The organism is Corynebacterium sp. HMSC072A02, from assembly GCF_001810085.1.
Lineage (GTDB): Bacteria > Actinomycetota > Actinomycetes > Mycobacteriales > Mycobacteriaceae > Corynebacterium > Corynebacterium hesseae.
Map to the genome: position 1 here is coordinate 150095 of NZ_KV799832.1, position 23049 is coordinate 173143.

The 23049-nt window shown below is 61.6% G+C and carries 18 protein-coding genes; 14 read left to right on the forward strand and 4 right to left on the reverse strand.

Features of this window, described 5'->3' with window-relative positions; translation table 11 throughout:
• Positions 1-20: 20 nt before the first annotated feature.
• The gene (locus HMPREF2698_RS04310) at positions 21-281 is read right to left on the reverse strand and encodes a hypothetical protein (RefSeq protein WP_070562375.1); all 261 of its coding nucleotides are present in this window, start codon (positions 279-281) and stop codon (positions 21-23) included.
• 101 nt (positions 282-382) lie between these two features.
• Between HMPREF2698_RS04310 and HMPREF2698_RS04315 the strand changes: the two genes are divergently transcribed.
• Entirely contained in the window at positions 383-1192 is an 810-nt protein-coding gene (locus tag HMPREF2698_RS04315; RefSeq protein ID WP_070562378.1) for a carbon-nitrogen hydrolase family protein, read from the forward strand.
• Positions 1193-1257: 65 nt separating this feature from the next.
• On the opposite strand, the gene HMPREF2698_RS04320 is transcribed toward HMPREF2698_RS04315, so the two are convergent.
• Complete coding sequence (locus HMPREF2698_RS04320; RefSeq protein WP_070562380.1) at positions 1258-2457, reverse strand: FAD-binding oxidoreductase; 1200 nt, start codon at positions 2455-2457, stop codon at positions 1258-1260.
• 168 nt (positions 2458-2625) lie between these two features.
• Here HMPREF2698_RS04320 and HMPREF2698_RS04325 point away from each other — a divergent pair, with 168 nt between their 5' ends.
• From HMPREF2698_RS04325 to HMPREF2698_RS04370, 10 genes are all read left to right on the forward strand, one after another.
• Complete coding sequence (locus HMPREF2698_RS04325; protein WP_070562383.1) at positions 2626-3996, forward strand: sodium/glutamate symporter; 1371 nt, start codon at positions 2626-2628, stop codon at positions 3994-3996.
• Positions 3997-4201: 205 nt separating this feature from the next.
• The gene (locus HMPREF2698_RS04330) at positions 4202-5596 is read left to right on the forward strand and encodes a TetR/AcrR family transcriptional regulator (protein ID WP_070562385.1); all 1395 of its coding nucleotides are present in this window, start codon (positions 4202-4204) and stop codon (positions 5594-5596) included.
• Between the two features lie 314 nt (positions 5597-5910).
• Complete coding sequence (gene clpB, locus HMPREF2698_RS04335; RefSeq protein WP_070562387.1) at positions 5911-8472, forward strand: ATP-dependent chaperone ClpB; 2562 nt, start codon at positions 5911-5913, stop codon at positions 8470-8472.
• Between the two features lie 85 nt (positions 8473-8557).
• On the forward strand, positions 8558-9409 hold the full coding sequence (locus HMPREF2698_RS04340; RefSeq protein WP_070562390.1) for a sulfurtransferase: 852 nt from the start codon (positions 8558-8560) through the stop codon (positions 9407-9409).
• A 61-nt stretch (positions 9410-9470) separates the two neighbouring features.
• Positions 9471-10715 (forward strand): type III secretion system chaperone family protein, encoded by a 1245-nt coding sequence (locus tag HMPREF2698_RS04345; RefSeq protein WP_246819433.1) that lies wholly within the window; start codon positions 9471-9473, stop codon positions 10713-10715.
• Positions 10716-10824: 109 nt separating this feature from the next.
• Positions 10825-11370, forward strand: coding sequence for an orotate phosphoribosyltransferase (gene pyrE / locus HMPREF2698_RS04350; RefSeq protein ID WP_070523611.1), 546 nt, complete (start codon positions 10825-10827; stop codon positions 11368-11370).
• Positions 11363-12037, forward strand: coding sequence for a TrmH family RNA methyltransferase (locus HMPREF2698_RS04355; protein WP_070562392.1), 675 nt, complete (start codon positions 11363-11365; stop codon positions 12035-12037). The genes pyrE and HMPREF2698_RS04355 overlap by 8 nt, the downstream gene beginning before the upstream one ends.
• Before the next feature lie 62 nt (positions 12038-12099).
• Positions 12100-13296 (forward strand): glycoside hydrolase family 76 protein, encoded by a 1197-nt coding sequence (locus HMPREF2698_RS04360; RefSeq protein ID WP_070562395.1) that lies wholly within the window; start codon positions 12100-12102, stop codon positions 13294-13296.
• A 185-nt stretch (positions 13297-13481) separates the two neighbouring features.
• Positions 13482-14516 (forward strand): class II fructose-bisphosphate aldolase, encoded by a 1035-nt coding sequence (gene fbaA / locus HMPREF2698_RS04365; RefSeq protein ID WP_070562398.1) that lies wholly within the window; start codon positions 13482-13484, stop codon positions 14514-14516.
• Between the two features lie 135 nt (positions 14517-14651).
• Complete coding sequence (locus HMPREF2698_RS04370) at positions 14652-15872, forward strand: FUSC family protein (RefSeq protein WP_070562401.1); 1221 nt, start codon at positions 14652-14654, stop codon at positions 15870-15872.
• A 210-nt stretch (positions 15873-16082) separates the two neighbouring features.
• Here the strand turns inward: HMPREF2698_RS04370 and HMPREF2698_RS04375 are convergent, their stop codons facing one another.
• Both HMPREF2698_RS04375 and HMPREF2698_RS13735 read right to left on the reverse strand, forming a co-directional pair.
• Complete coding sequence (locus HMPREF2698_RS04375; RefSeq protein ID WP_070562404.1) at positions 16083-17012, reverse strand: hypothetical protein; 930 nt, start codon at positions 17010-17012, stop codon at positions 16083-16085.
• A gap of 1045 nt (positions 17013-18057) precedes the next feature.
• Positions 18058-18105, reverse strand: a complete 48-nt coding sequence (locus tag HMPREF2698_RS13735; RefSeq protein ID WP_118781210.1) for a hypothetical protein — start codon at positions 18103-18105, stop codon at positions 18058-18060.
• A 297-nt stretch (positions 18106-18402) separates the two neighbouring features.
• Here HMPREF2698_RS13735 and HMPREF2698_RS04385 point away from each other — a divergent pair, with 297 nt between their 5' ends.
• The 3 genes from HMPREF2698_RS04385 to HMPREF2698_RS13420 all read left to right on the forward strand — a co-directional run.
• Positions 18403-19695 carry an adenylosuccinate synthase gene (locus HMPREF2698_RS04385; protein ID WP_070562407.1) on the forward strand — a complete coding sequence of 431 codons (1293 nt, stop codon included), beginning with the start codon at positions 18403-18405 and terminating at the stop codon, positions 19693-19695.
• A 216-nt stretch (positions 19696-19911) separates the two neighbouring features.
• Positions 19912-21258 (forward strand): formate-dependent phosphoribosylglycinamide formyltransferase, encoded by a 1347-nt coding sequence (gene purT / locus HMPREF2698_RS04390; protein ID WP_070562410.1) that lies wholly within the window; start codon positions 19912-19914, stop codon positions 21256-21258.
• 572 nt (positions 21259-21830) lie between these two features.
• Positions 21831-23049, forward strand: a 1219-nt coding sequence (locus HMPREF2698_RS13420; protein ID WP_168164022.1) for a VaFE repeat-containing surface-anchored protein, incomplete at its 3' end; no start/stop codon positions are given.

The window sequence follows — 23049 nt, forward strand, 5'->3', positions numbered from 1 at the left end:
ACGAAGCGCCTCGGCCGCGCTCATTGCGTTCCTTCCAAACGGGAGGAAAGCTCTGCATCAAGACCGTGGGTTAACCCCACGAAGCGGTCAAGCTCTTCCAATTGCGTCCGCCGAGCTTCTTCGCTGGCCCGCCGGGCGTCCTCCCATTGGGCGCTGAGGAGCGCAAGGGCGCGGGCGGTACGGGGAGGATCCTGCAAGGACGGAAACGCGGCGGGGCAGGCATGGCCGAAGAGGTAGCGGATCTGCTCGCGGGCAGCCCGGTCAATGTCGAGGTGGTTCATAGCATCGAGACTGCGCCAGCTCTCCTATTGCCGTAAAGGGCGGCCGTCGCGATCCGCGAAATCTGTGGATAACTAGTCCGGGCTCGTCTACCGTGGGCCGCATGAAGGTAGCAGCAGTTCAATTGACCAGTACCGGAGACGTTGAGGACAACCTCGCCGCAGCCCTCGACAAGATTCGGGAAGCCGCGGACAACGGCGCGCAACTTATCGTCCTGCCGGAAGCTACCACCCAGAGCTTTGATTCCGGGCGCCTCGATACGCACGCGGAGGGTCTCGATGGCCCCACCGCCACCGCCGTGCGCGCGCTGGCAGAAGAACTCGGCGTGTACGTGGTGCTGGGAATGTTCGCCCCGGCGGATACCGTCCAACGGGGAGAGAAGACCATTAACCGCGTGGCCAACGTCACGCTCATCGCGGGGCCGGGCGTCTTCGGCGGCTACGAAAAGATCCACACTTACGACGCCTTCAAGTACAAGGAATCCGATACCGTCCGGCCCGGTGGGTCACTTGTTGTCTTCGACGCCGGGGAGCTTACCGTAGGTGTCGCCACCTGCTATGACATCCGCTTCCCCGAGCAGTTTAAGGAGCTTGCCCGCCAGGGAGCCCAGCTCATCGTCGTGCCCACCAGCTGGGCGGATGGCCCTGGCAAGCTGGAGCAGTGGCGCCTGCTCAGCGCGGCGCGCGCGCTCGATTCCACGACGTATATCTTGGCTGCGGGTCAGGCTCGCCCCGGTGGGGAGGCGAAGGCGGGGGAGGCCTCCGGGCCCACTGGCATCGGGCACTCCGTCCTCGTGGCGCCGGATGGCACGCGCCTCGCGGAGGTGGGCTATGAGCCGGAGATCCTCTACGGCGAGGTGGACCCAGACACCGTGGCGAAGGTTCGTGAGTCCCTCCCCATTCTGGACGCCTAAGCTCCGTGTGCACGACTAAGCAGTGCACGACTAAGCTCCGTGTGCACGCCTAAGCGCTTTAGCGCTTAGGCCCACTGGGACTTCTTCCATGCCGCCCAGGCCTCCCAGTCATCGCCCCACCCGTCAAGCTCCGCGGCGGAGGCCGCCCACTCGTGGCCACGCTGCCAGCTATCCGTGATGATTGCCTCCTCCGAAACGCCACCGTCGAGCAGCGCCGCGCGCGCTAGTTCGATGCGATCGGCAGGACCGATGAGCACGAAGCGGCGGTCCGTTCCCGCCGCGAGCACCGGTTCCATCGGTTCATTGGCCACCACTGGGTTGAACCCGGCGGCCAGCGGCCGTGCTCCGAGCAGCCAGGGATCCTGCGAATCCCGAACGATGTGCCGCAGAGTGAGCTCCGGAACCAGGGCCTGCAGGTTGGCCTGAAACTCCGTTTCATAGTGCTCGCCCGGCGAGGGGGCCACGGCATAGACCTCGAGCCCGGAGGGGAGGGTGCTCCCCAGGGCGTCGAGAAGCAGCGCCCGGGCGCCTGCCCACCCGGTGCCGAAGGAAATGAGAGTGGTCTCGGAATCGAGCTGCGGTGGCTCACCGGCGGGCATGCCCAGCGTCCACCAATCGCCCGGCTGGGCCTTCGCCAGCATGGAGGAGGCCTCACCCGCCAGCGCAAGGTGGAATGTCAGCTGCCCCGAATCATCGGACGGCGCAGCCGGGGTCAGGGGGCGCCAGGTACCGGGCGTGAGCTGCGAGGTCACCGGTACGTGCTGGCCCGCGCGGTAGTCCAGCGCCATGCCGGATTCCAGACGGACCACAGCGGTGTTCCGGTTAGGCTTGTCCACCGCCACGACCTGGGCGCTGTGAGCAGGGGGAGTGCCGGCGGCATCCGCCTCCTGGGCGGCGCTGCGCATGATTGAACACACGCTGGAAATGGTGCGCGTTGCCACGTCGTGCTGGTGCGGCGTCAGCCCCAGCACCGTAAGCCCCTGCACCAGGGAAGCCTCGAATTTGGGATACACCTCAGGGGGGAAACCGTGGCGGCGATGATCGCGCCCCATCTGCGCTAGGCGCTTGGCGACGTCCCCCCGAACCCCACCGTCCTCCACATTCTCCAGCACCCACGCCAGCGCGGGGGCCAGTGAGGGGTGCGTGTCCTTCATCGACAGGGCAAAGACTTGGCGGGATTCGGCCACGGTGGCAAAAAAGTGCCTGTGTACTGCATCGCGATAGTCCTCGGCATGGTTGCGCAGGTGCTCACCCAGTTCCCTCATGCCCGCCCATCCTAGCGCCTGGGGGTAGCGCCAAAACCCCCTAGGGTTATACGTCAGGGGTGGCAAAGCGGGGAGGGAGTTGTAGTGTAATCTACGGTTCATTTCCCGAAAGTGGGTGAGTCTCGTCTCAAGGATGCCGCGATGCGCGGCATGGAAGGAAGATCTCGCATGGAAGATTTCTCTGCGTACACAATCATGACCGACGTGGGCTGGATTTCCTTGCTCATGGTTATCGGCAACGTTTTGCGCCACCAGATCAAGTTCGTATTCCAGGACTTGCTGCTGCCTGCCCCCATCACCGCCGGCCTGCTCGGCTTGATCTTGGGGCCCAATGTCTTGGGGTGGATCGGTTTTTCCGAGAACCTCGGTGATTACACTTCGCTGCTCATCGCCGTGGTCTTTGCTTCTATGGCCTTCTCCATGGAGATGGGCGGCAACATGGGCAAGGGCGCTCGCAACATGTGGGGCTATTCCACCATGATGTTCACCGGCCAGTGGGGCCTGTTCATCATCCTTGGCCTCTTGCTGTTTAAGCCTACTTTCGACACGCCCGACTGGTTCGGCATGATGCTGCCCGTTGGCTTTACCGGCGGTTTCGGTACCGCCGCGGCCGTCGGCGGTGCCTTGGAGGGTGTGGGCGCTGAGGCAGCCTCCTCGCTGGGCTTTACTTCCGCTACCGTGGGTACCTTGGCCGCCATCGTCGGCGGCATCATTGCGGGTAACTGGGGCATCCGCAAGGGCAAGGTTTCGCACGTTCCGAAGCAGCTCCCGGAGGAGCTGCGCCGCGGTTACATCTCGCGCCTGGAGGATCGCCCCTCGCTGGGCCGCGCGACGACGAACCCTTCCGCCATCGAGCCCATCACCCTCCACGTTGGCTTCATCGCCCTGACCGTGATGACCGCCTACGGCATTAACAAGGGCATCGCCTCCATCTGGGAGAACGTCTCCATCCCGCTGTTTGCCATGTCCATGGTCGTGGGCCTGCTCTTCCGTGCCGTGATGAACATGGTGGGTGCTAAGGACTACCTGGATAAGGACACGGTGAGCTCGGTCTCCGGTGCGGCGACTGACTACCTCATTGCCTTTGGCGTGGCGGCCATCGTGCCGGCAGCTGTCGCAGCCTACTGGCAGGCCCTCCTGCTGCTCTTCGTCCTGGGCACCATCTACTGCATCTTCTTCCTGATGTGGTTCCCCGCCGAGTTCTTCGGTGAGCGCTGGATTGAGCGCGGCATCTTCGGCTGGGGCTGGGCCACGGCCACCGTGGCTACCGGCATTGCGATCCTCAAGATCGTGGACCCCAAGCTCAAGTCCGGCACGCTGTCGGAGTACGGCATGGCCTACATCGGCTTTGGCCCCTTCGAGATTTCCTGGACCATCATCGCGCCGCTGGCCGTCATGTACGGCTTCACCGCTGGCTTTGGCTGGATCTCCCTGGGCATCGCGGTGGTCATCTACCTCGTGTTCAAATTCACCGGAATGATGCCGCCGCGCGGCACCATCTTCAAGGAAGGCATCGGGCACGTCGGCTCATCGAAGTAGACGCTAAAGCCCTTCGCGCGCAATCCCCCAGGCTGTGGCTTGGGGGTTTCTTTGTTGGTGGGGTGCTACTTGTCTGGTGAGAGGCAGCTGCCTAGGCGCATTGCTGTTTAACCGAGAATAGGGGTAAAATTAAGAAGTTATTAGCGTCGCGCTCGCCCAGTGTCTACCTTTCTTCCTCTATGTGAGCGCAAACTTAGGAAGCTGTATGCATTTTCTTTATGAAGACTCACTTCGTGAGCGTGTGCTTGAGTCTGCGCTTCATATCGGAGCTGCGGAGGGGGATGAGGCCATCTCCGTCGAATCCGTGGCCAAGCTGGCGGAGCTTAGTGCTGCTCAGGTGCTTGCGGAGTTTCCTGACCGCGAGGCCATCGTGCGGGCGATCCCCGAATATGTGACTGACCGCAAGGTCAAGTTTCTTGAGGAAACGCTCGATGCGGCCTCAGGCTACGCCGATCTTTTTACCAAACTGACAAATTTTACTGAGGCCTATTACGAGTACGCCGAGCGTGAGCCGGAGCTGTTCCGCTACCTCTTTGAAAAGAAGGCCTATGTCTTCGAGGACGAATGGCAGGCTCTCTTACAGGGTAATTTGTCCTGTAACCGGACCTTGGACCTGATCTATGAAACCATCGCGCTCATCGCGACGGAGGAAAAAATCCAGGTTGGAAGCGATGTGTGTTTTGAATCGGTGGCAAAGCTCAGCGTTGCTACCTTGGCCACTGTTCATGGCATGGCGCATCTCAGTGTTCTCGGCGTACTGCGGCACCAACACTCGGTGGTGCGGCGCTTCAACCTGCGCGAGGTATGCAAGGCGCTCATCGGAACCCTGTTCAAGGCGGCGGAGTCGCTAGAAATGCCGAACCTGCGCAATCCGATGCAGGATTACCGCGCGATGCTCGCCGGTTTTGTTCCGGACCGTGACATCTCCCTGGATATCTCCGCGATTGAGGACCTGCAGGAGCTTTCCGCAGAGCGCGCACGCATGGCCGTGATGGAACGTGCCATCCAGCTGGCTGCACGCGAGGGCCTGCAGTCCGTAACCATTGAGAACGTGGCCGAGTATTTCGACGTCTCCGATGTCTTCATTGCCTCGCTGGTGGACAATGACTTCGTGCTGCGTGAATCCGTGGATCGGGAAACCGACTGTGAGCTTGAAACCCGCAGCCTCTACCTCTTGGAGCAGCTGCCGGAGGATGCATCGGCCGTCGACAAGCTCCTGTGCGTAGCGGTGGCCTACTTCGATTACGCGGTGACCTACCCCGAACGTTATAGCGCCTGCATCGCCGCTGCCTCTGGGTCCGTGGTGCCGCTGAGTGCGGATGGCGAGGAACAGACCAAGATGGGTGTGTCCTTCGCGTTGTTGATGCGTTTTGTCCGCGAAGCGCTGCGGGAGGCCGGGTACGAACCGGAGGATCGCCTGGTTTATGTCAAGAACTTCACCCTATGGGCCGGTGCTGACGGCATGTGCCACCTGGCTTCTATGGGTGAGTTCCGTGGTATCGACCTCGAGGAAAAGTGGTCCATCTATTACCTCGTGACGGGCGTGGTCCTAGCAACCTTTGCCTACGATCTTCCCGGCAAGCAGCCGCAGACTGTCTAGCCCGTTTAATCGTAGATAAACGTAGATAAACACCGGCTCTTCCGTTCTGCTGAATCCAGCAGGGCAGAGGGGCCGGTTTTCTTGTGCCCACGGCGTGCCAGGATAGGCGGTGTGCCAATATAGGCACGCCATTACAGAGGGAAAAGAAAACTTGAGCGTGTGCCGATCAACCTGGCGTAGACGCGGAAATTTAAAAAAGTTCTAGTTGAGTGGAACAGACTCAAGTTCTGTGGCGTTATAGACAGTGAAGCTTCCTTCGCTACTGAAAGCCGCGGGAAGGTTTGGACAAACAGTAGAAACGGAGAAACACAACAATGAGTTCTTTTAACCCCACCACTAAAACTCAGGAGGCCCTGCAGCAAGCGCTGCAGACGGCCTCCGCCAACGGTAACCCGGACATCCGCCCGGCACACCTCTTAGCAGCCATCCTTGAGCAGAAGGACGGCATTGCCGCCCCGGTGCTCAAGGCCACCGGTGTGGATCCGGAGACGGTGCTCAAAGAGGCGCGCCAGCTTATCGACGCCCTCCCAAAGGCCGAGGGCGCCAACATGGCGAACCCGAACTTTAACCGCGACGCCCTCAACGTCTTGACCCGTGCCCAGGAGCTGGCCGGCGAGCTCGGTGATGAGTTCGTCTCCACCGAGGTTCTGCTCGCAGCTATTGCGGGTTCCAAGTCGGATGCCGCCGAGCTGCTGACCTCCCGCGGTGCCACCTATGACGCGCTCAAGGGCGCTTTCCCCTCCGTGCGCGGCGCGGCCAAGGTGACTTCGGAGAACCCCGAGGAGCAGTTCCAGGCACTGGAGAAGTACGCCACTGACTTAACCGCCCGCGCCCGCGAGGGAAAGATCGACCCGGTCATCGGCCGCGATCAGGAAATCCGTCGCGTCGTGCAGGTGCTTAGCCGTCGCACGAAGAATAACCCGGTGCTCATCGGTGAGCCCGGCGTGGGTAAGACCGCCATCGTGGAGGGCCTGGCCCGCCGCATCGTGGCCGGTGACGTACCGGAATCCCTCAAAGGCAAGACGCTGCTGAGTCTGGATCTCGGCTCCATGGTCGCCGGCGCGAAGTATCGCGGCGAGTTCGAGGAGCGCCTCAAGGCCGTCCTCGATGAGATTAAGGCTTCCGATGGGCAGATCATCACCTTCATCGATGAGCTGCACACCATCGTCGGCGCCGGTGCCACCGGTGAGGGCTCTATGGATGCCGGCAACATGATTAAGCCCATGCTGGCCCGCGGGGAGCTCCGCCTGGTCGGTGCTACCACCCTCGACGAGTACCGCAAGTACATCGAGAAGGACGCCGCCCTGGAGCGCCGCTTCCAGCAGGTCTACGCCGCTGAGCCTTCCGTGGAGGACACCATCGGTATCCTCCGTGGACTCAAGGAGCGCTACGAGGTGCACCACGGCGTGCGCATTCAGGACTCAGCCCTGGTCTCTGCCGCGGAGCTCTCGCACCGCTACATCACCAACCGCTTCCTGCCGGATAAGGCCATCGACTTGGTCGATGAGGCCGGCTCTCGCCTGCGCATGGAGATTGACTCCTCCCCGCAGGAGATCGATGAGCTGGAGCGTATCGTCCGCCGTCTCGAGATTGAGGAGCTGGCTCTAAAGAAGGAATCGGACGCCGCCTCGAAGGACCGCCTGGCAGCCCTTCAGCAGGAGCTGGCGGATGAGCGTGAGAAGCTCGGCGAGCTCAAGGCCCGCTGGGCCAATGAGAAGAAGGCCATCGATGACGTGCAGACCATCAAGGAACAGCTGGAGGATCTGCGCCGCCAGGCCGAGATTGCGGAGCGCGATGGTGACCTAGCCCTGGCCTCCGAGATCAATTACGGCAAGATGCCGCCGCTGGAGAAGGAGCTGGCCGCTGCTGAGGAGAAGGCGAAGCAGCAGCACAACACCATGCTCACTGAGGAGGTCACTCCGGATACCATCGCGGAGGTCGTCTCCGCTTGGACAGGCATCCCGGCCGGCAAGATGCTGCAGGGTGAGACCGAGAAGCTGCTCAACATGGAGTCCGTGCTGGGTGAGCGCGTGGTGGGCCAGAAGGAGGCCGTCACCGCGGTGTCCGACGCCGTTCGTCGCGCGCGTGCCGGTGTGGCTGATCCCAACCGCCCGACCGGTTCCTTCCTCTTCCTCGGCCCGACCGGCGTGGGTAAGACGGAGCTGGCGAAGGCTTTGGCGGACTTCCTCTTTGACGATGAATCCGCCATGGTCCGCATCGACATGTCCGAGTTCGGTGAGAAGCACTCCGTGGCCCGCCTCGTCGGTGCCCCTCCGGGATACGTTGGCTACGACGCCGGCGGCCAGCTCACCGAGGCGGTGCGACGCCGCCCGTACACGCTGGTGCTTTTCGACGAAGTCGAGAAGGCCCACCCGGACGTCTTCGACGTGCTGCTCCAGGTGCTCGATGAAGGCCGCCTGACCGATGGCCAGGGCCGTACCGTGGACTTCCGCAACACGGTCATTATCCTGACCTCGAACCTGGGTGCCGGCGGCACCAAGGAAGAGGTCATGGAGGCGGTCAAGCGCAGCTTCAAGCCGGAGTTCATCAACCGTCTCGATGATGTCGTGATGTTTGAGCCGCTGACTTCGGATTTGCTCACCGGCATCGTGGACATCCAGCTCAAGGGCTTGGCCGAGCGCCTGTCCGGCCGCCGCCTGACGCTAAACGTGTCCGATGCCGCCAAGCTGTGGCTAGCGGAGCGTGGCTACGACCCGGCCTACGGTGCCCGCCCGCTGCGCCGCCTGATCCAGCAGGCCATCGGTGACCAGCTGGCCAAGAAGCTCTTGGCCGGTGACATCGTGGACGGCGATACCGTGCACGTTGACGTCGCCGATGGCGGCGAGCACCTCGACCTGTCTGCCCGCACCGCGTAATCCGCCGACTAAGCGGTGAGCGCTAATTGCGCTCACCGCGCTCACCGGTCGCCAGCACCCGCTCATGCCCCTATGATCTGGGGGCATGAGCATTTTGATCTCCCCTCACGAGCTGAGTGAGAAGATTTACCGCGGTGACAAGACGACCATCCTCGCTTCCCTCTGGGCCCCAGGGGAAGGCGAGGCCTTCAATCTTTTTTCTTCCCTTCACATTCCAACCGCCCAGTACGCGGACGCCGCGTCAGCCTTCGTGGGCCTGCCGGGCTCCAAGGTCGGGCGCAACCCACTCCCACAGACCGAGAAGATTCAAGAGTGGATCGATCACTGGGGCCTGCGTGAGGATAGCGAGGTCGTGGTCTACGACGAAGGCCGCGGCCTCTTCGCCGGCCGCGCGTGGTGGACGCTGCGCTGGGCGGGCATCCAGAACGTCCGCATTCTCGACGGCGGCCTGTCCAACTGGCGCGCCCAGGCGATGCCCACGCTCACCGGTCCGGGCAACCTGGGCATGACCTCGAACCTTAAAGTGAAGCCGGGCTCGATGCCCACGGCCACCATCGATGAGGTCAAGGAGCACAAGGGCCTGCTTCTCGACGTTCGCACGCGCAATCGCTTCGCCGGCCGCCGCGAGAACCTCGACCTGAAGGCCGGCCACATTCCGGGCGCGGTCAACCTGCCCGAGCGCCTGTTCCACACGCAGGACATCACCGTGTGGAAGTCCAAGGAAGAGATCCTGGAGATCCTCGACGAGCACGGCGTGACTAAGGAGAACGTGGACGGCGCCATCATCTACTCCGGTTCCGGCAACCACTCCGCGCTCACCATTGCCGTTCTGGAGCACGTGGGCTTTACCGGCCTGCGCCACTTCGTTGGCGGCTGGTCACAGTGGTCGGCCAACCCGGCCAATCCCGTGGAGCGCGGCGACCGCGAGCACGTCTAGAATCCTCACGTGACCAGCGTGCCAGCGCCTATCGGGCGCGCCGGGCGATTAGAGTCGGTCAATGATGCCTTTCGTACTCTTATCCCTCGCCGCCCTCGCGCTCGCGGCCGGTGTGATCGTGCTCTGGTTGGATCAGCGCCAGCGCGCCGCGCACTCCGCCGGTGACGCAGCAACCGACGCCGTTACCGACACCGATACCGGCGCCTCTGCCGACGTTATTGCCACCGATTCTGCCGACGGCGCAGCCGATGCCGTGGTCCCTGAAGCCGCCGAGCCTGAACCCGCTGAGCCCGAGGTCGAACCTGGGCTCGCCGAAGAACCTGAGCTCGTCGAAGAGCCCGTCATCGCATCCGAGCCGGAGCCTGCCCCAGAGCCTGAGGCAGAGCCGGCCGTAGAAGCAAGCAATGAACCGGCACCAGCGCACAGCTTTGCCGAGCGCGCAGAGCGCGCCAGGTACCTCGTGCCGGGCAGCGCCCGCCGCGAGCGCAAGGCTTTCGGCCAGCAGCGCGGCTGGGAATACATCAAGCACGATTCCTACCTGGCCGATGAGTGGACCCGCGGCGCAGCCGCCTGCGGCCAGGAACCCCGGGATATCGTGGCCGGAAACGTCCGCGGCCATGAGACGCTGCTCTTCGACATGGGCTCAATCCCCGTCATGGCCATGCGCACCGGCGCGGCCTCCGACATCGTGGTTGATTTCCGCCGAGCAGGCGAGGAAGCGGAGAACCATTCTGAGGATCTGGTGTACGTGCGTGAGGAGGAAGGCTTCGAGGTCTTCGCCACCGACGCCGGCGTGGGACAGCGCCTCATCGATGCCCGCGTCACCGACGCGCTGAGCCGCCTTCCCGCCGAGGTGACCGCCGTGTGGATGGAGGGGGAGTGGGCGCTTGCCCAGACCACCCGGCAGGCGCGCAGCGCAGAGTGGGAAGAGCTGCTCGAGCCACTGGCCACGCTCGCCGATTCCGCCCGCGTGCTCCCACCGCGCTCCGAGGCTGCCCAAGTGCTGCGCGTTGATGAGCTCGACCCGAGCCGCGATATCCCGGAGCCCCCGCAACCGGAGCCGACCGGGCCCACGGCAGTTCCGGATCGTGATGATTCCCTCGACACCCCGACCATCCAGCGCCCCACCGAGCCGGTGGTCATGCCGAGCCGCACCACCAGCGAAGCCCGCGGCACCATCGACCATTCCAGCTTGGGTGCGGACGAGGTGGACGCGATTGCCGACGGCCACGAACACCCCGCCCCCGAAAATAACCAGGCTCGCCTCCCACGCCGTTTCGACGGCGGCTCCTCCATCTTCGACTAGGCCTGCCATCCCGGCACCAGCACTAGTCGCGGGCAACCGTGCGGCAAGAGGGTAAACTACAGGGCGGATTTTTCAAGGCTATAAAGCCACAGATTTTAAGGAGCGAGCGATGAGCCTGGATCAGCAGAAGAAGCAACGCCTAGCAGAGCTGGTGAAGGAGCTGGCCGTCGTCCACGGCAAAGTCACGTTGTCCTCCGGCAAGGAGGCCGATTACTACGTGGACCTGCGCCGCGCCACCCTGCAGCACGAGGCCTCGCGGCTTATCGGCGCGCTGCTGCGTGAGCTCACCGCCGACTGGGATTACGCCGCCGCCGGCGGTCTGACCATGGGCGCGGACCCGGTCGGGTTGGCCATCATGCACGCCGACGGTCGCGATATCGATGCCTTCGTCGTCCGCAAGGAAGCCAAGAAGCACGGCATGCAGCGCCAGATCGAGGGCTTTAACGTTGAGGGCCAGAAGGTGCTCGTCGTCGAGGACACCACCACGACCGGCAACTCCCCACTGACCGCGGTGAAGGCGCTGCGCAAGGCAGGCGCCGAAGTCGTCGGCGTGGCCACCGTGGTGGATCGCAACACCGGTGCTGGCGATGCCATCGCCGCCGAGGGCTTGGAGTACCGCTACCTGCTGGGCCTTGAGGACCTCGGCCTTGCCTAAGCCTGAGGACGAAGCGGAAGCCAAGGGTCCTACCGAGTGGAATGAGGGCCGCCACGGCGTTGGCCCGTGGGAAGGCCCGCTCCCGCAGGGCCCAGAGGCGAAGAAGTACGATCCCGAGCTGCTCGCGGAAGGGGATCGTCGCAACGTCGTCGACGCCTACCGCTACTGGACGCGCGAGGCGATCCGGGAGGACATCGATAAGCGCCGGCACGCCCTGCACATCGCCATCGAGAACTTCGAGAACGATTCCAACATCGGCACCGTGGTGCGCACCGCCAACGCCTTTGCTGTCGACACCGTCCACATCGTGGGCCGGCGCCGCTGGAACCGGCGCGGCGCCATGGTGACCGACAGGTACCAACACCTCATGCACCACGCGAACGTTAGTGATCTGATGGCCTGGGCTGCCGACCAAGACTTAACCGTCGTGGCCATCGATAACACCCCCGGGTGCGTTCCACTGGAGACCGCGGAGTTGCCCGAGCGCTGCCTGCTCCTCTTCGGGCAGGAGGGGCCGGGGGTGAGCCCGGAGGCACAAGATGCGGCGCTGATGACCTGTTCCATCGCGCAATTTGGTTCGACTCGCTCCATCAACGCGGGCGTGGCCGCAGGCATCGCCATGCATGCGTGGATTCGCCAGCATGCGGATTTATCAAAAGCTTGGTGAGATCCCGCGCACTGTGTTTACATCTAGGTAACGAATTCACATTTAAGAATGATGAGACAACAGTGTTAGAGAAATGGTCCCACCGCGCTGACCTCGCGGAGACAGCCATCAATGAGCGCCACGCGCAAGCCGTGTGGGGCTTGCCCCGTACCAACCTTGCCGTGGTGAGTTGGCCACCCACCACCAAAGAATCGCTCTTTGTGCACTGGCATTATTGGTGGCAGGCGCACTATTTGGACTGTCTTGTCGACGCCGCCTTGCGCAAGAACACCAAGGCCCGCCGCGCGCGCATTTCCGATACCATCCGCGGCATCCATGTGCGCAACCTCCGCGCGCTGACGAAGAACCGTTACTACGATGACAAGGCCTGGATGGCCCTGGCTATTTCCCGTGCCGGTGAGCTGAAGAAGCAGCGCCCCTACAAGAAGCTGGGCGCTCTGCAGCACAACATCCGCGATGGCATTGATTCCCAGGTGGGCGTGCTGCCGTGGCGCGAGGGCGAGACCTTCCTCAACGTTCCTTCCAACGGGCCAGGCGCTATCATGCTCGCCCGCATGGGGCGCGTGGACGAGGCCCGCCACATCGTGGACTGGATCTACGATCACCTCATCGATGACGATGGCTTCGTCATGGACGGCATCCGCATGCGCATGGACGGGCAGGAAGTAGTTCGCAACATCCACCCCTACTGCCAAGGCGTGGTGCTCGGTGCCTGCTTGGAGATTGTGCTGGCGCTGCGGAAGCAGACGGGCCTGCGCTCCGTGGAGGACATCGACACCGTTCATGAGGCCGAGCTCGCCGCGGACATGATGGATTACACCACCCGGATCCGCGGCCTCGTCCAGGCGGTGGCCACGGGAATGGCAACGTATACGGGTGTCATTGATTGGCAGACTGGCGACGGCGACGGTGGCCTCTTCAAAGGCATCCTTGCCCGCTACCTCGCGGACGTGGCGGTGCGCCTGCCGGGTGATTCCCCCGCTAACCGCGCGACGAAGAAGCTGGCCGCGCGGCTGGTGACGGCCTCGGCGGAATCCGTGTGGGAACACCGCCTTGAGGTGGACGGTCTGCCCATTTTCGGCTCCGACTGGACCGCGGATGCAAAGCTGCCCCACAACTACGGTTTTGGGCCTTCCTCCTTGGGCCAGAAGGTGGGTATTATCCGCGTGGCCGAGCGCGATTTGTCCGTTCAATTGTCCGGTTGGATGTTGTTGGAAGCCTGCACCCGAATTGTGAAGTACAAGTCAGAATCCGCCTGACGGCAGAATATGCCCAGCTCAAGGGGCTGTTTAAGTCCATGGGAGCCGGGGTTTAAGTGAGGTCACACCGCTTCTCGCGGCGGAAAACCACAATAACAGGCATACTTGGATGTTGGAACGTGTTGTTTCGCTGGTTTGTGAGACGGCACGGCTTACTGCACAGCAACTCCAAAGGATGGAATTTCATGCCTATTGCAACCCCTGAGGTTTATAACCAGATGCTGGATACCGCCAAGAAGGGCGGCTTCGCATTCCCGGCAATTAACTGCACCTCCTCCGAAACCATCAACGCCGCACTCCGCGGTTTCGCCGAGGCTGAGTCCGACGGCATCATCCAGTTCTCCACCGGCGGCGCCGAGTTCGGTTCCGGCCTGTCCGTGAAGAACAAGGTTGCCGGCGCCAAGGCACTGGCTGCCTTCGCTCACGAGGCTGCTAAGAACTACGGCATTAACGTTGCGCTGCACACTGACCACTGCCAGAAGGAAGTTCTGGATGAGTACGTGCGCCCGCTGATCGCCTTCTCCCAGGAGCGCGTTGACCGCGGCGAGCTTCCGCTCTTCCAGTCCCACATGTGGGATGGCTCCGCTATCCCGATCGATGAGAACCTCGTGATCGCCCAGGAGCTCCTCGAGAAGGCTCACAACGCCAACATCATCCTCGAGGTTGAGATTGGCGTCGTCGGCGGCGAAGAGGACGGCGTTCAGGCCAAGGCTGGCGCTAACCTCTACACCTCCCCGGAGGACTTCGAGAAGACCGTTGATGCTCTCGGCACCGGTGAGAAGGGCCGCTACCTGCTGGCCGCTACCTTCGGCAACGTCCACGGCGTCTACAAGCCGGGCAACGTGAAGCTGCGCCCGGAGGTCCTGGATGAGGGCCAGAAGACCGTCGTGAAGAAGCTCGGCCTGGAAGAAGGCTCCCAGCCCTTCGACTTCGTCTTCCACGGCGGCTCCGGCTCCGAGAAGGAGAAGATTGAGCAGGCTCTGGGCTACGGCGTTGTCAAGATGAACGTGGACACCGACACCCAGTACGCCTTCACCAACCCGGTTGCCCGCCACATGTTCGCTAACTACGACGGCGTCTTCAAGATCGACGGCGAGGTTGGCAACAAGAAGGTCTACGACCCGCGCTCCTACATGAAGAAGGCTGAGCAGGGCATGGCTGACCGCGTGGTTGAGGCCTGCACCGACCTGCACTCCGTGGGCAAGACCGTTTCTAAGTAAACCAACGTCCAGCTGACGTCGGCTCCTCCTGGACGCCGTGCTGATTCAGCACATCTCAACAAGCCACCCTTCGCCCTCGAGGGGTGGCTTTTGCATACCCAACCCCATCATCAGAACGCGTAAAATACCGGAATCATGGAAGCGCAAGAGTCATCGTCGAATTCGTCACCGGGAGTCAAACGCGTCCGCAGGACTACCCGCGAGCAGCTGCGGTTGGTGGATAAATCTCTGAAGTCGCGCTTCACGCGCATCCGCAACCGCCTGGTGTTCATGATTCAGAGCACCCTCGGTGCCGGTTTGGCGTTCTATGTTGCGCATGACTTTTTCGGCCACGAGCAGCCCTTCTTTGCCCCGATGGCCGTCATCATCATCCTCGGCCTTTCGGGAAGTGACCGCCTCAAGCGCGCCGTCGACATGTCTATCGGCGGCATCGTGGGCGTGCTGGTGGGCACGCTGCTTGTCGACGCCCTCGGAACCGGCCCCATCCACATGACCATCATCATCGGTCTGGCGCTGGTGATCGGCTCCTTCGTCACGGGCTCGCAGCTGGTGAGCAACCAGATTGTCATCGCCGCCATCCTTATCGCCACCATCCTTCCGCCGGAAGAAATGGGCGGGCTCTCCCGCGCCATCGACGCCATCATCGGCGCGGTTATCGGCCTCACGATGATTGTGCTGATTCCCTCCTCACCCCTGCGGGCGGGCCGCTCGGAAGTCTCGAAGGTCCTGGGCATTACGGCCTCGGTTCTCTCCGATGTCTCCAGGGGCCTTGCGGACAATGATCCAGAAACCATCATGGAGGCCCGCGATGCCGTGCGCGGCACGCAGGCCGACATCAACAACATGCTTAACGCCACCAAGGGCGGCGCGGAGACCGCAAAGCTCTCGCCCTTCCTGTGGAGCTCGCAGCGCAACGTCCGCTCGCTGGAGCGCATCCTTACACCGGTCGATAACGTGGTTCGCGGCACCCGCGTGTTGTCCCGCCGCGCCCTCGTGCTCGCCGAGGACGGCGACCAGGCCACTGCCGAGCAAGTGGAGCTTATCGACGAGCTAGCCGAAATCACGATGGAGCTCTCTGACCTCTATACCCACCAAACTGCGCATGAGCGCCGCGTGGATGAGGCGCATGCTATTCCGGAGATAGTCAAACGCCTGCGCCAGCTGGCAGCGCGCTGCTCGATAGACGTCGCCGGCGAGGAAGCAGTGCTCTCCGCCTATGCTGTGCTGGCCCAAACCCGCTCCGTCATCGTGGACCTGCTCATGGTGTGCGGCATGTCGCGTGAGTCCGCCGTGGCGCAGCTGGTGCCCACCTCGAAGCACCCGGCCTACCCGCCGGAGGTGCGGGAAGAGGACTAGGGCTAAAAGGTCACGCCTCAGCTGCACAAAACTGGGGTATGTGTGCGCTTCCAACCAGCTTCGTGGGGAACACGGGGGAGTGGTAGAGTCTTCCGCAGACCGCCTAGGTGCATTGCACAATGCGCATGCGGTGAGGATTCGGTTTCGAGCCTAGTGCCGAAAAGGTAATGCTGGCCGAATCCTCTTTTCGTTTTCCTTCAACCGCGAGACTTAGGGCCGCACTATCTGTAGGTCCCGCAGGTGGCGGTAGAACGTCACGCGCTTGACCGGCCTCTTGGCGCGGACTCCATCGACGCTGACGCTGAGCGCCGGTCCCCCTGCCTGCACCGCCCGGCCCTGCACGACGCTGGCGGGGTCCAGTTGCCCTGGCTGGACAGGTTTGCGCAGGCGCGCGAAGAACCCACGGCGTGGTGCTACGTCCGCCTCAAAACTTGTCACCGCCTTCGCCGCCACGATGCCCGGCGCATCCGTCATCGGCACAAGCTTTGCGCCGAAAACATCCTTCTCGCGGTCCGCGCGCAGCAGCACGGCATCGTCGACGATGATCTCACCGGTGATCTCCTCGTTCGACCATTCTGCAATCGTTGCCGAACCCGCCACGGCGAGGCCCGCGTCATTGCGGATGAGCGGCACCGGCTTGACGGGTGCGGTCATGGCAAAGGAGAGCGCGTCCTCCATCACTGCTCCCTGGTCGCCGAGACCCTGGCGGCCCTGGCCCGTTTCGCTAGCTTTTAAGCCCCAATTCATCGCCGCGGTGGAGTGCTCCCCAGTGGGAACGTAGCCTACCTCGGCCCACAGGTAATCCGCCCGCATCATGCGGGTCAGCACGGCGCTTAGCGCGGCATCGCTGCCGATGACCACAATGCGCAGTGGCTCACGCAGGAACGGGGCCTGGGGCGCTGGACCCGGCGCACCGAGGTGGCTCACGTCTGGCTGTGCGGCAATCTCATCCAGCGAAGGAGTGGGATCCTCCGGGAGAATCTCGCTGGCCAGGGCATCAATAGCCTTCAACTCCTGCCGGCTGGGAACCTCTGCGAAGCGGAAGTGCTCGACGCGCATTCCGCGCTGTGAGGCCTCGACGAGGGCAGTGGTATGGGCGTCGGTGAAGTGGCCGCCGCAGTCTACAAGCGCACAGATCATACAAGAAGCATAGAAGCGTGGAAAGAGCTTCGCTAAAAAGCGCCGCCAACAGCGCGCAAACAGCGGTGCTTTCCCCGGAAAAGTAGTGCACATCACAGCGCGTCAGTAGGCTCCAAGGCAACGCCCAACTTCTTAGCAATCAATTCTTAAGCCCCTAACAGCCGGAGGTAAGCACCATGTCCACTCGCATGACAACTCTTGCACTTGTATCCACCGCCGGGCTTCTGATGAGCTCGTGCAGCCTCATCGGCGGTGCACTGACGGAAGTCGAGGAGCCAGCATTCACCGAGGCTGCCGCCGAGTCCACGACGAGTTCGGCGGCGCCTACTTCGTCGAAGGCCACGTCGACATCGAGCAGCACGTCCTCCTCGAGCACCAACGCTGACTGCGACGAGAATAAAGAACTCGAGGACACCGAGCTGAGCAAGGTCCTCGAGAATAAAGAAGCCTATGTGAAGGGCTCGACCGAGAAATTTGAAGACGTGAGCGTCAGTGAAGATGAATACGACGCTTGCAAGTTCCTCAGCTACGCGGTGCTGGAGGGCGAGTTTGATGGGGAGGACGTCAAGGTTCCTGTCTTCTTCGTCAACGGTGAGGTCTATGACGAGGATGCCCTCTACATCACGTCAACGTCCTTCGAGGTGGAGGAAGACGGCGAAGGCTACACTTTTGAGTCCAAGACTGAAGGCGACGTCGTTGGCGTCGAAGGAAAGGCATACAAACGCCCAGGAACCGAGGCGCCGTCCATGGAAACCTCCTTCGACGGCGTGGATTCGGACATCTTCTTCATCGACGTGGATTCGGAACCAACCGAGTCCGCGGATTTGGCTAAGGATGAAGAAGACCTCCGCGGCGAAGAGCTCTTCACCATCTCCGCCGATGGCTGGAACATGGTCTGCGGCATCATTGAAGAAAACAACGCCATTGATTGTGCGCATGGCGACGGCGGGACTTGGTCCATCAAAGGTGGTAAGACCCCAATGCCGGAGGGTATGGAATTCAACCTGGTGACCTTCCTGCCTCTAGAGGGCAGTACTGAGTTCACTCAGTATGACGATGAAATCCCAACTAACGGCACAAAGATCGAGGGCAACGGGCTCTACCGAATCGGCATCGGTGATGTTGAAGCCCAAATCGCTGTTGTCGATGACGGCATCATCGTCAGCACCCCGGACAAGTCGCGGTTGATGTTTACCAATGACACCATCTACTTCGATGAGGAGGGCTCAGGCGACGGCAGCACCGACGATGAAAACACCGAAAACGTCTAGCCCACCCGTACCGACACCGCATCAATTCCTGATGACCATGTCACAAACCCACCGTCGTACCGCCATGCCGGGTAAAGTAGGTGCGTATTTGACTTCAATAAATAGGAAGTGACACCAACATGGCAGCGATCGTCATCGTCGGCGCCCAGTGGGGCGATGAAGGCAAGGGCAAGGCTACCGACATCCTCGGCGGCAAGGTCGATTACGTAGTGAAGCCCAACGGCGGTAACAATGCCGGCCACACCGTCGTGGTCGGCGGCGAGAAGTATGAGCTGAAGCTCCTTCCCGCCGGCATTCTTTCTGAAAACGCCACCCCGGTCCTGGGCAACGGCGTGGTCATTAACTTGGAGGCCCTGTTCGATGAGATCGATGGCCTCGAAGCCCGCGGCGCTAACGCTTCGCGCCTCAAGATTTCCGCCAACGCGCACCTCGTGGCGCCCTACCACCAGACCCTGGACCGCGTGCAGGAGCGCTTCTTGGGCAAGCGCGCTATCGGTACCACCGGCCGTGGCATCGGCCCTGTCTACGCCGACAAGGTTGCTCGCATCGGCATCCGCGTGCAGGACATTTTTGATGAGTCCATCCTGCGCCAGAAGGTCGAGTCCGCCCTGGACATTAAGAATCAGATGCTGGTGAAGATGTACAACCGCAAGGCCATCGAGCCGGAGCAGGTTGTGGAGTACTTCCTGAGCTACCGCGATCGCCTGCGCCCGATGGTCATTGAGGCCGAACTTGAGCTGAACCAAGCACTGGATGCTGGCAAGCACGTCCTTATGGAGGGCGGCCAGGCCACCATGCTGGATGTTGACCACGGAACCTACCCCTTCGTGACCTCCTCGAACCCGTCGGCCGGCGGTGCCTCGGTCGGCTCCGGCATTGGTCCTACGCGCATTAAGACTTCCCTGGGCATCATCAAGGCCTACACCACCCGCGTGGGCGCTGGTCCTTTCCCCACTGAGCTCTTTGACAAGTGGGGCGAGTACCTGCAGACCACCGGCGGCGAAATCGGCGTCAACACCGGCCGCAAGCGCCGCTGCGGTTGGTACGACTCCGTGGTGGCTCGCTACGCCACCCGCGTCAACGGTTTCACGGACTACTTCCTGACCAAGCTGGACGTGCTCACCGGCATCGGTGAGATCCCCATCTGCGTGGCCTATGACGTTGACGGCAAGCGCTACGACGAGATGCCGCTGACCCAGTCTGAGTTCCACCACGCGGAGCCCATCTTTGAGACCATGCCGGCTTGGGACGAGGACATCACTGACTGCAAGACTTTTGAGGACCTCCCGCAGAAGGCTCAGGATTACGTCCTGCGTCTGGAGGAGCTCTCCGGCTGCCGCATCTCCTACATCGGTGTCGGCCCTGGCCGCGACCAGACCATCGTGCGCCACGACGTCATGCAGGACCAGTAAGGCGCCGGCCAGTCCAAGACGAACGAACCTCAGGCACCGCCTAACGGTGACGGTGCCGCGCAACAACCGCCCAGCTTCTCCCGTGTCACCGTGCACATGGCTATAGGAACCACCGCACGGGAGAGGCGGGGCGGGTTAATGCCTCTAATGCCTCTGAAGGGGGTTTGGGGGACGTCGCCAAGCAATGCAGCACCAGAAGTGTGCGATAATTCGAGAATGACTACCGTAGGCGACATCGCAGGCCACATCGGAACCCCTCTGACAGGAAACGCCACCAAGGTGCTTCTTTTGGGGGCGGGAGAGCTGGGCAAGCAGTTGGTAATTGCCTTTCAGAACTTAGGGCTGGAGGTCCACGCCGTGGACCGCTACGCAGGAGCACCCGCGCAGCAGCTCGCGCACTTTAGCTACATCGCAGACATCAGGGACCCGCACAAGGTGTGGGAGCTTACAGAGCGCATCAAACCGGACTATGTGGTCCCTGAGGTGGAGACCGTCGCGGTGGAGGCGCTGAAGCGTATTGAGGAATTCGGCACCACCGTTGTGCCGACGGCGCGGGCCTGTGAGCTGACACAGTGCCGGGAGAGCGTGCGTGAGGTGGCTGAGAGCATCGGCCTGCCCGTAACGGCCTATCGTCTTGCTGAGTCCGCTGAACAGCTCAAAGAGGCGGTGGGAGAGTTGGGGCTGCCGTGCATCGTCAAGCCGGATATTACGACCTCCGGCAAGGGGCACGTCCTTCTTAAGGAAGAGGAGGACGTGGAGGAGGCCTGGGCCATGGTGCGCCACGTGTCCTCCGATAATAAGCGGGTGGTGGTGGAGCGCTTCGTTGACTTTGACTATGAGGTCACGCTGCTTGCTGTGCGCTCCATCGATCCGGCTACCGGCAAGATGGCCACGTGGTTCAGTGAGCCCATTGGCCACCGCCACGAGCACGGTGACTTGGTGGAGTCCTGGCAGCCCATGGCGATGAGTGAGGACGCCCTGGCGAACGCACGCTCCGTTGCGGCGCGTATCTCTAATGAGTTGGGCGGGCGCGGTGTCTACGGCGTTGAGCTCTTCGTGGCGGGCGATGAGGTGTACTTCTCCTCCGTCTCGCCGCGTCCTTTGGACACCGCCATGCTGACCGGATACACGCAGCGCTTCTCTGAATTTGAGCTTCATGTCCGCGCGATCTTGGGCTTCCCCATTGACGTGACGATGGTCAGCCCTGGTGCTGCGGTCATCCTGCACGCGGACGCAGAGCTTGATGACGTCTCCTTCACCGGCCTCGACACCGCCTTATCCTATGAAGAGACCGACGTGCGCCTGTTTGGCAAGCCCTGGGCCTACGCCGGCCGCCGCATGGGCATGGTGGCTACGACCGCCGAGGACGTTGAGACCGCCCGCGACAGGGCAGCGCTCGCGGCCGGGAAGATTACTGTGGGCCCGAATGCTGATAAAACCGTCCACGGTGATTCACAGCCTGTGGAGCCGACTGCCAATGCTGTCTCCGACATTGAGCTGATTGAGGTGCCGGAGCCGGTTGTCGACGTAGACCCGAAACTCATCCGCTCCACCGACGATTAAAGAAACAGTGACTTTATGAGTCAAGGGGAATGTTACCCCACGCCTTGACGGGGGAGTGGGGTGCTGAATGTGACTGAAGTGGCCGTGCGTTACGCACGGCCACTTCAGTGCATTTCTGGGGGGGCTAGTTGCCGGTGGGTCGGAATGATGCATGTAGGGCATCTTCCGCCGGGGGAGCCGGTTAGCGTGACGCCGCCTTAAGGAAATGCTTATATGGAAACTTAAGAAACCTTAAATGGGGGAATCTGAGAAAATCTAGGTAATGTGCCACGTCAACATTTAGGGGAACGTATTGGCGAAAAACGGCTTAAAGGTCAAGCGCATAGCACGTTTTACCTGCTGAATTATCGCCAAGTGGGGGTATAAGGAAAAGTTATGCAGCAATCAACTATCTTGCGGCTAGCTGTGAGCGATGATAGTATCCTGAGTGGACTATAAGAGTGCGTGAGATTCTTAAGGAGAATCGCCGGTCAGGGTGTAAAAACCTACGTCCAGATTTCAGATTGTCTCAGCGGAAACTTACTGCTGTGCAGAACAACTTGTAGACATTCACATCATTCGAAGAGGAAACGATGAGTAAATTAAGGAATATCTCCAGAGAGGGGTGGATGGTCCTTACTGCTGTTTTCACAGCAATAGCAGTGATTGCGGCCATGGTCACTGTTCCCTGGACGAAGGCGGATGCGGCTGAGCCGACCGACTTCAAGCCGAATTTGACTTTGGGGTCTGAAGCCGGCAAGGGCGGCGCTGATGAGAGTTGGGGTGACCTTGTTTGGGCTGGTGCGCCGGTTCATCATGGTAGTACTGACGTTTCACAGGGTAATCCGAAGAATAACGTCGGTTGGGGATGGTGCATCGATACACTGGTGAACCGCCCAATGCAGACTATGCAGCTTTATGACAAAGCAACTGCGGGTAAAGCGCCCATACCGGCTGAGTATCATGACGCGGCTATCGGCCTCGCTTTGAAACTTCGCGATGCTACTGAACGCGGGGACAAGGAAGCGGCAGCTAACTACTCTGTTTACCTGATTGCCCTAATCGGGCATCCTGCAAGCAAGCCTGCGGCAACCATGACTATTACTGGTCAAGATCCGGAATTCGGATCGCCAGGGGGTGGACCTCACTTCCCCTCATTTACTGGCTCGAGGGAAGAGTTTAAGCAACTCACTGGACTTGAGATCGTTAATGCCATGACGCCTGAGTTTCAGCGTGACCCGAGCATTGAGATCGCAAAGCAACCTGCAGATGCTTTTATTACCATCGTTGGGCCTAATGGCAACCTGAACGGCAGGCCTATGGGACAGCGCGTAATGCCGCCGGACCAACCGGGTCTGCCAGACGACGAGGGCGAATCCAAGACCCCGTCGATCAAGACTCAGGCTGAGTTTGCTGAAGGATCGAAGAAGGTCGTTGTGAACGATGCGACCGTAATCGATACTGTGACCTATGAGAACCTTGTTCCGGGTAAGAAGTACACCCTTAAGGCAGAGCTGATCTCTAAGGCTGATGAGAAGACCGTTCTCGGTCAGGGCGAGCTGTCCTTTGTTCCTGAGGCGGCAAACGGCTCTGAACAGGTTAAGATCAAGGTTTCGAATGCTGAACAGCCGGTTAAGTCTGCAGTTGTCTTTGAAGAGCTGACCTCTGTTGAGGTCGACGACAAGGGCAAGGAAACTCCAAATGCTACTCCGGAGAACCCGAACCACATCGCTGAGCACAAGGACATCAACGACGGTGGACAGACGGTGAACTCTAAGGATGAGCCGTCCGAGTCTGACAAGCCGTCTGAAT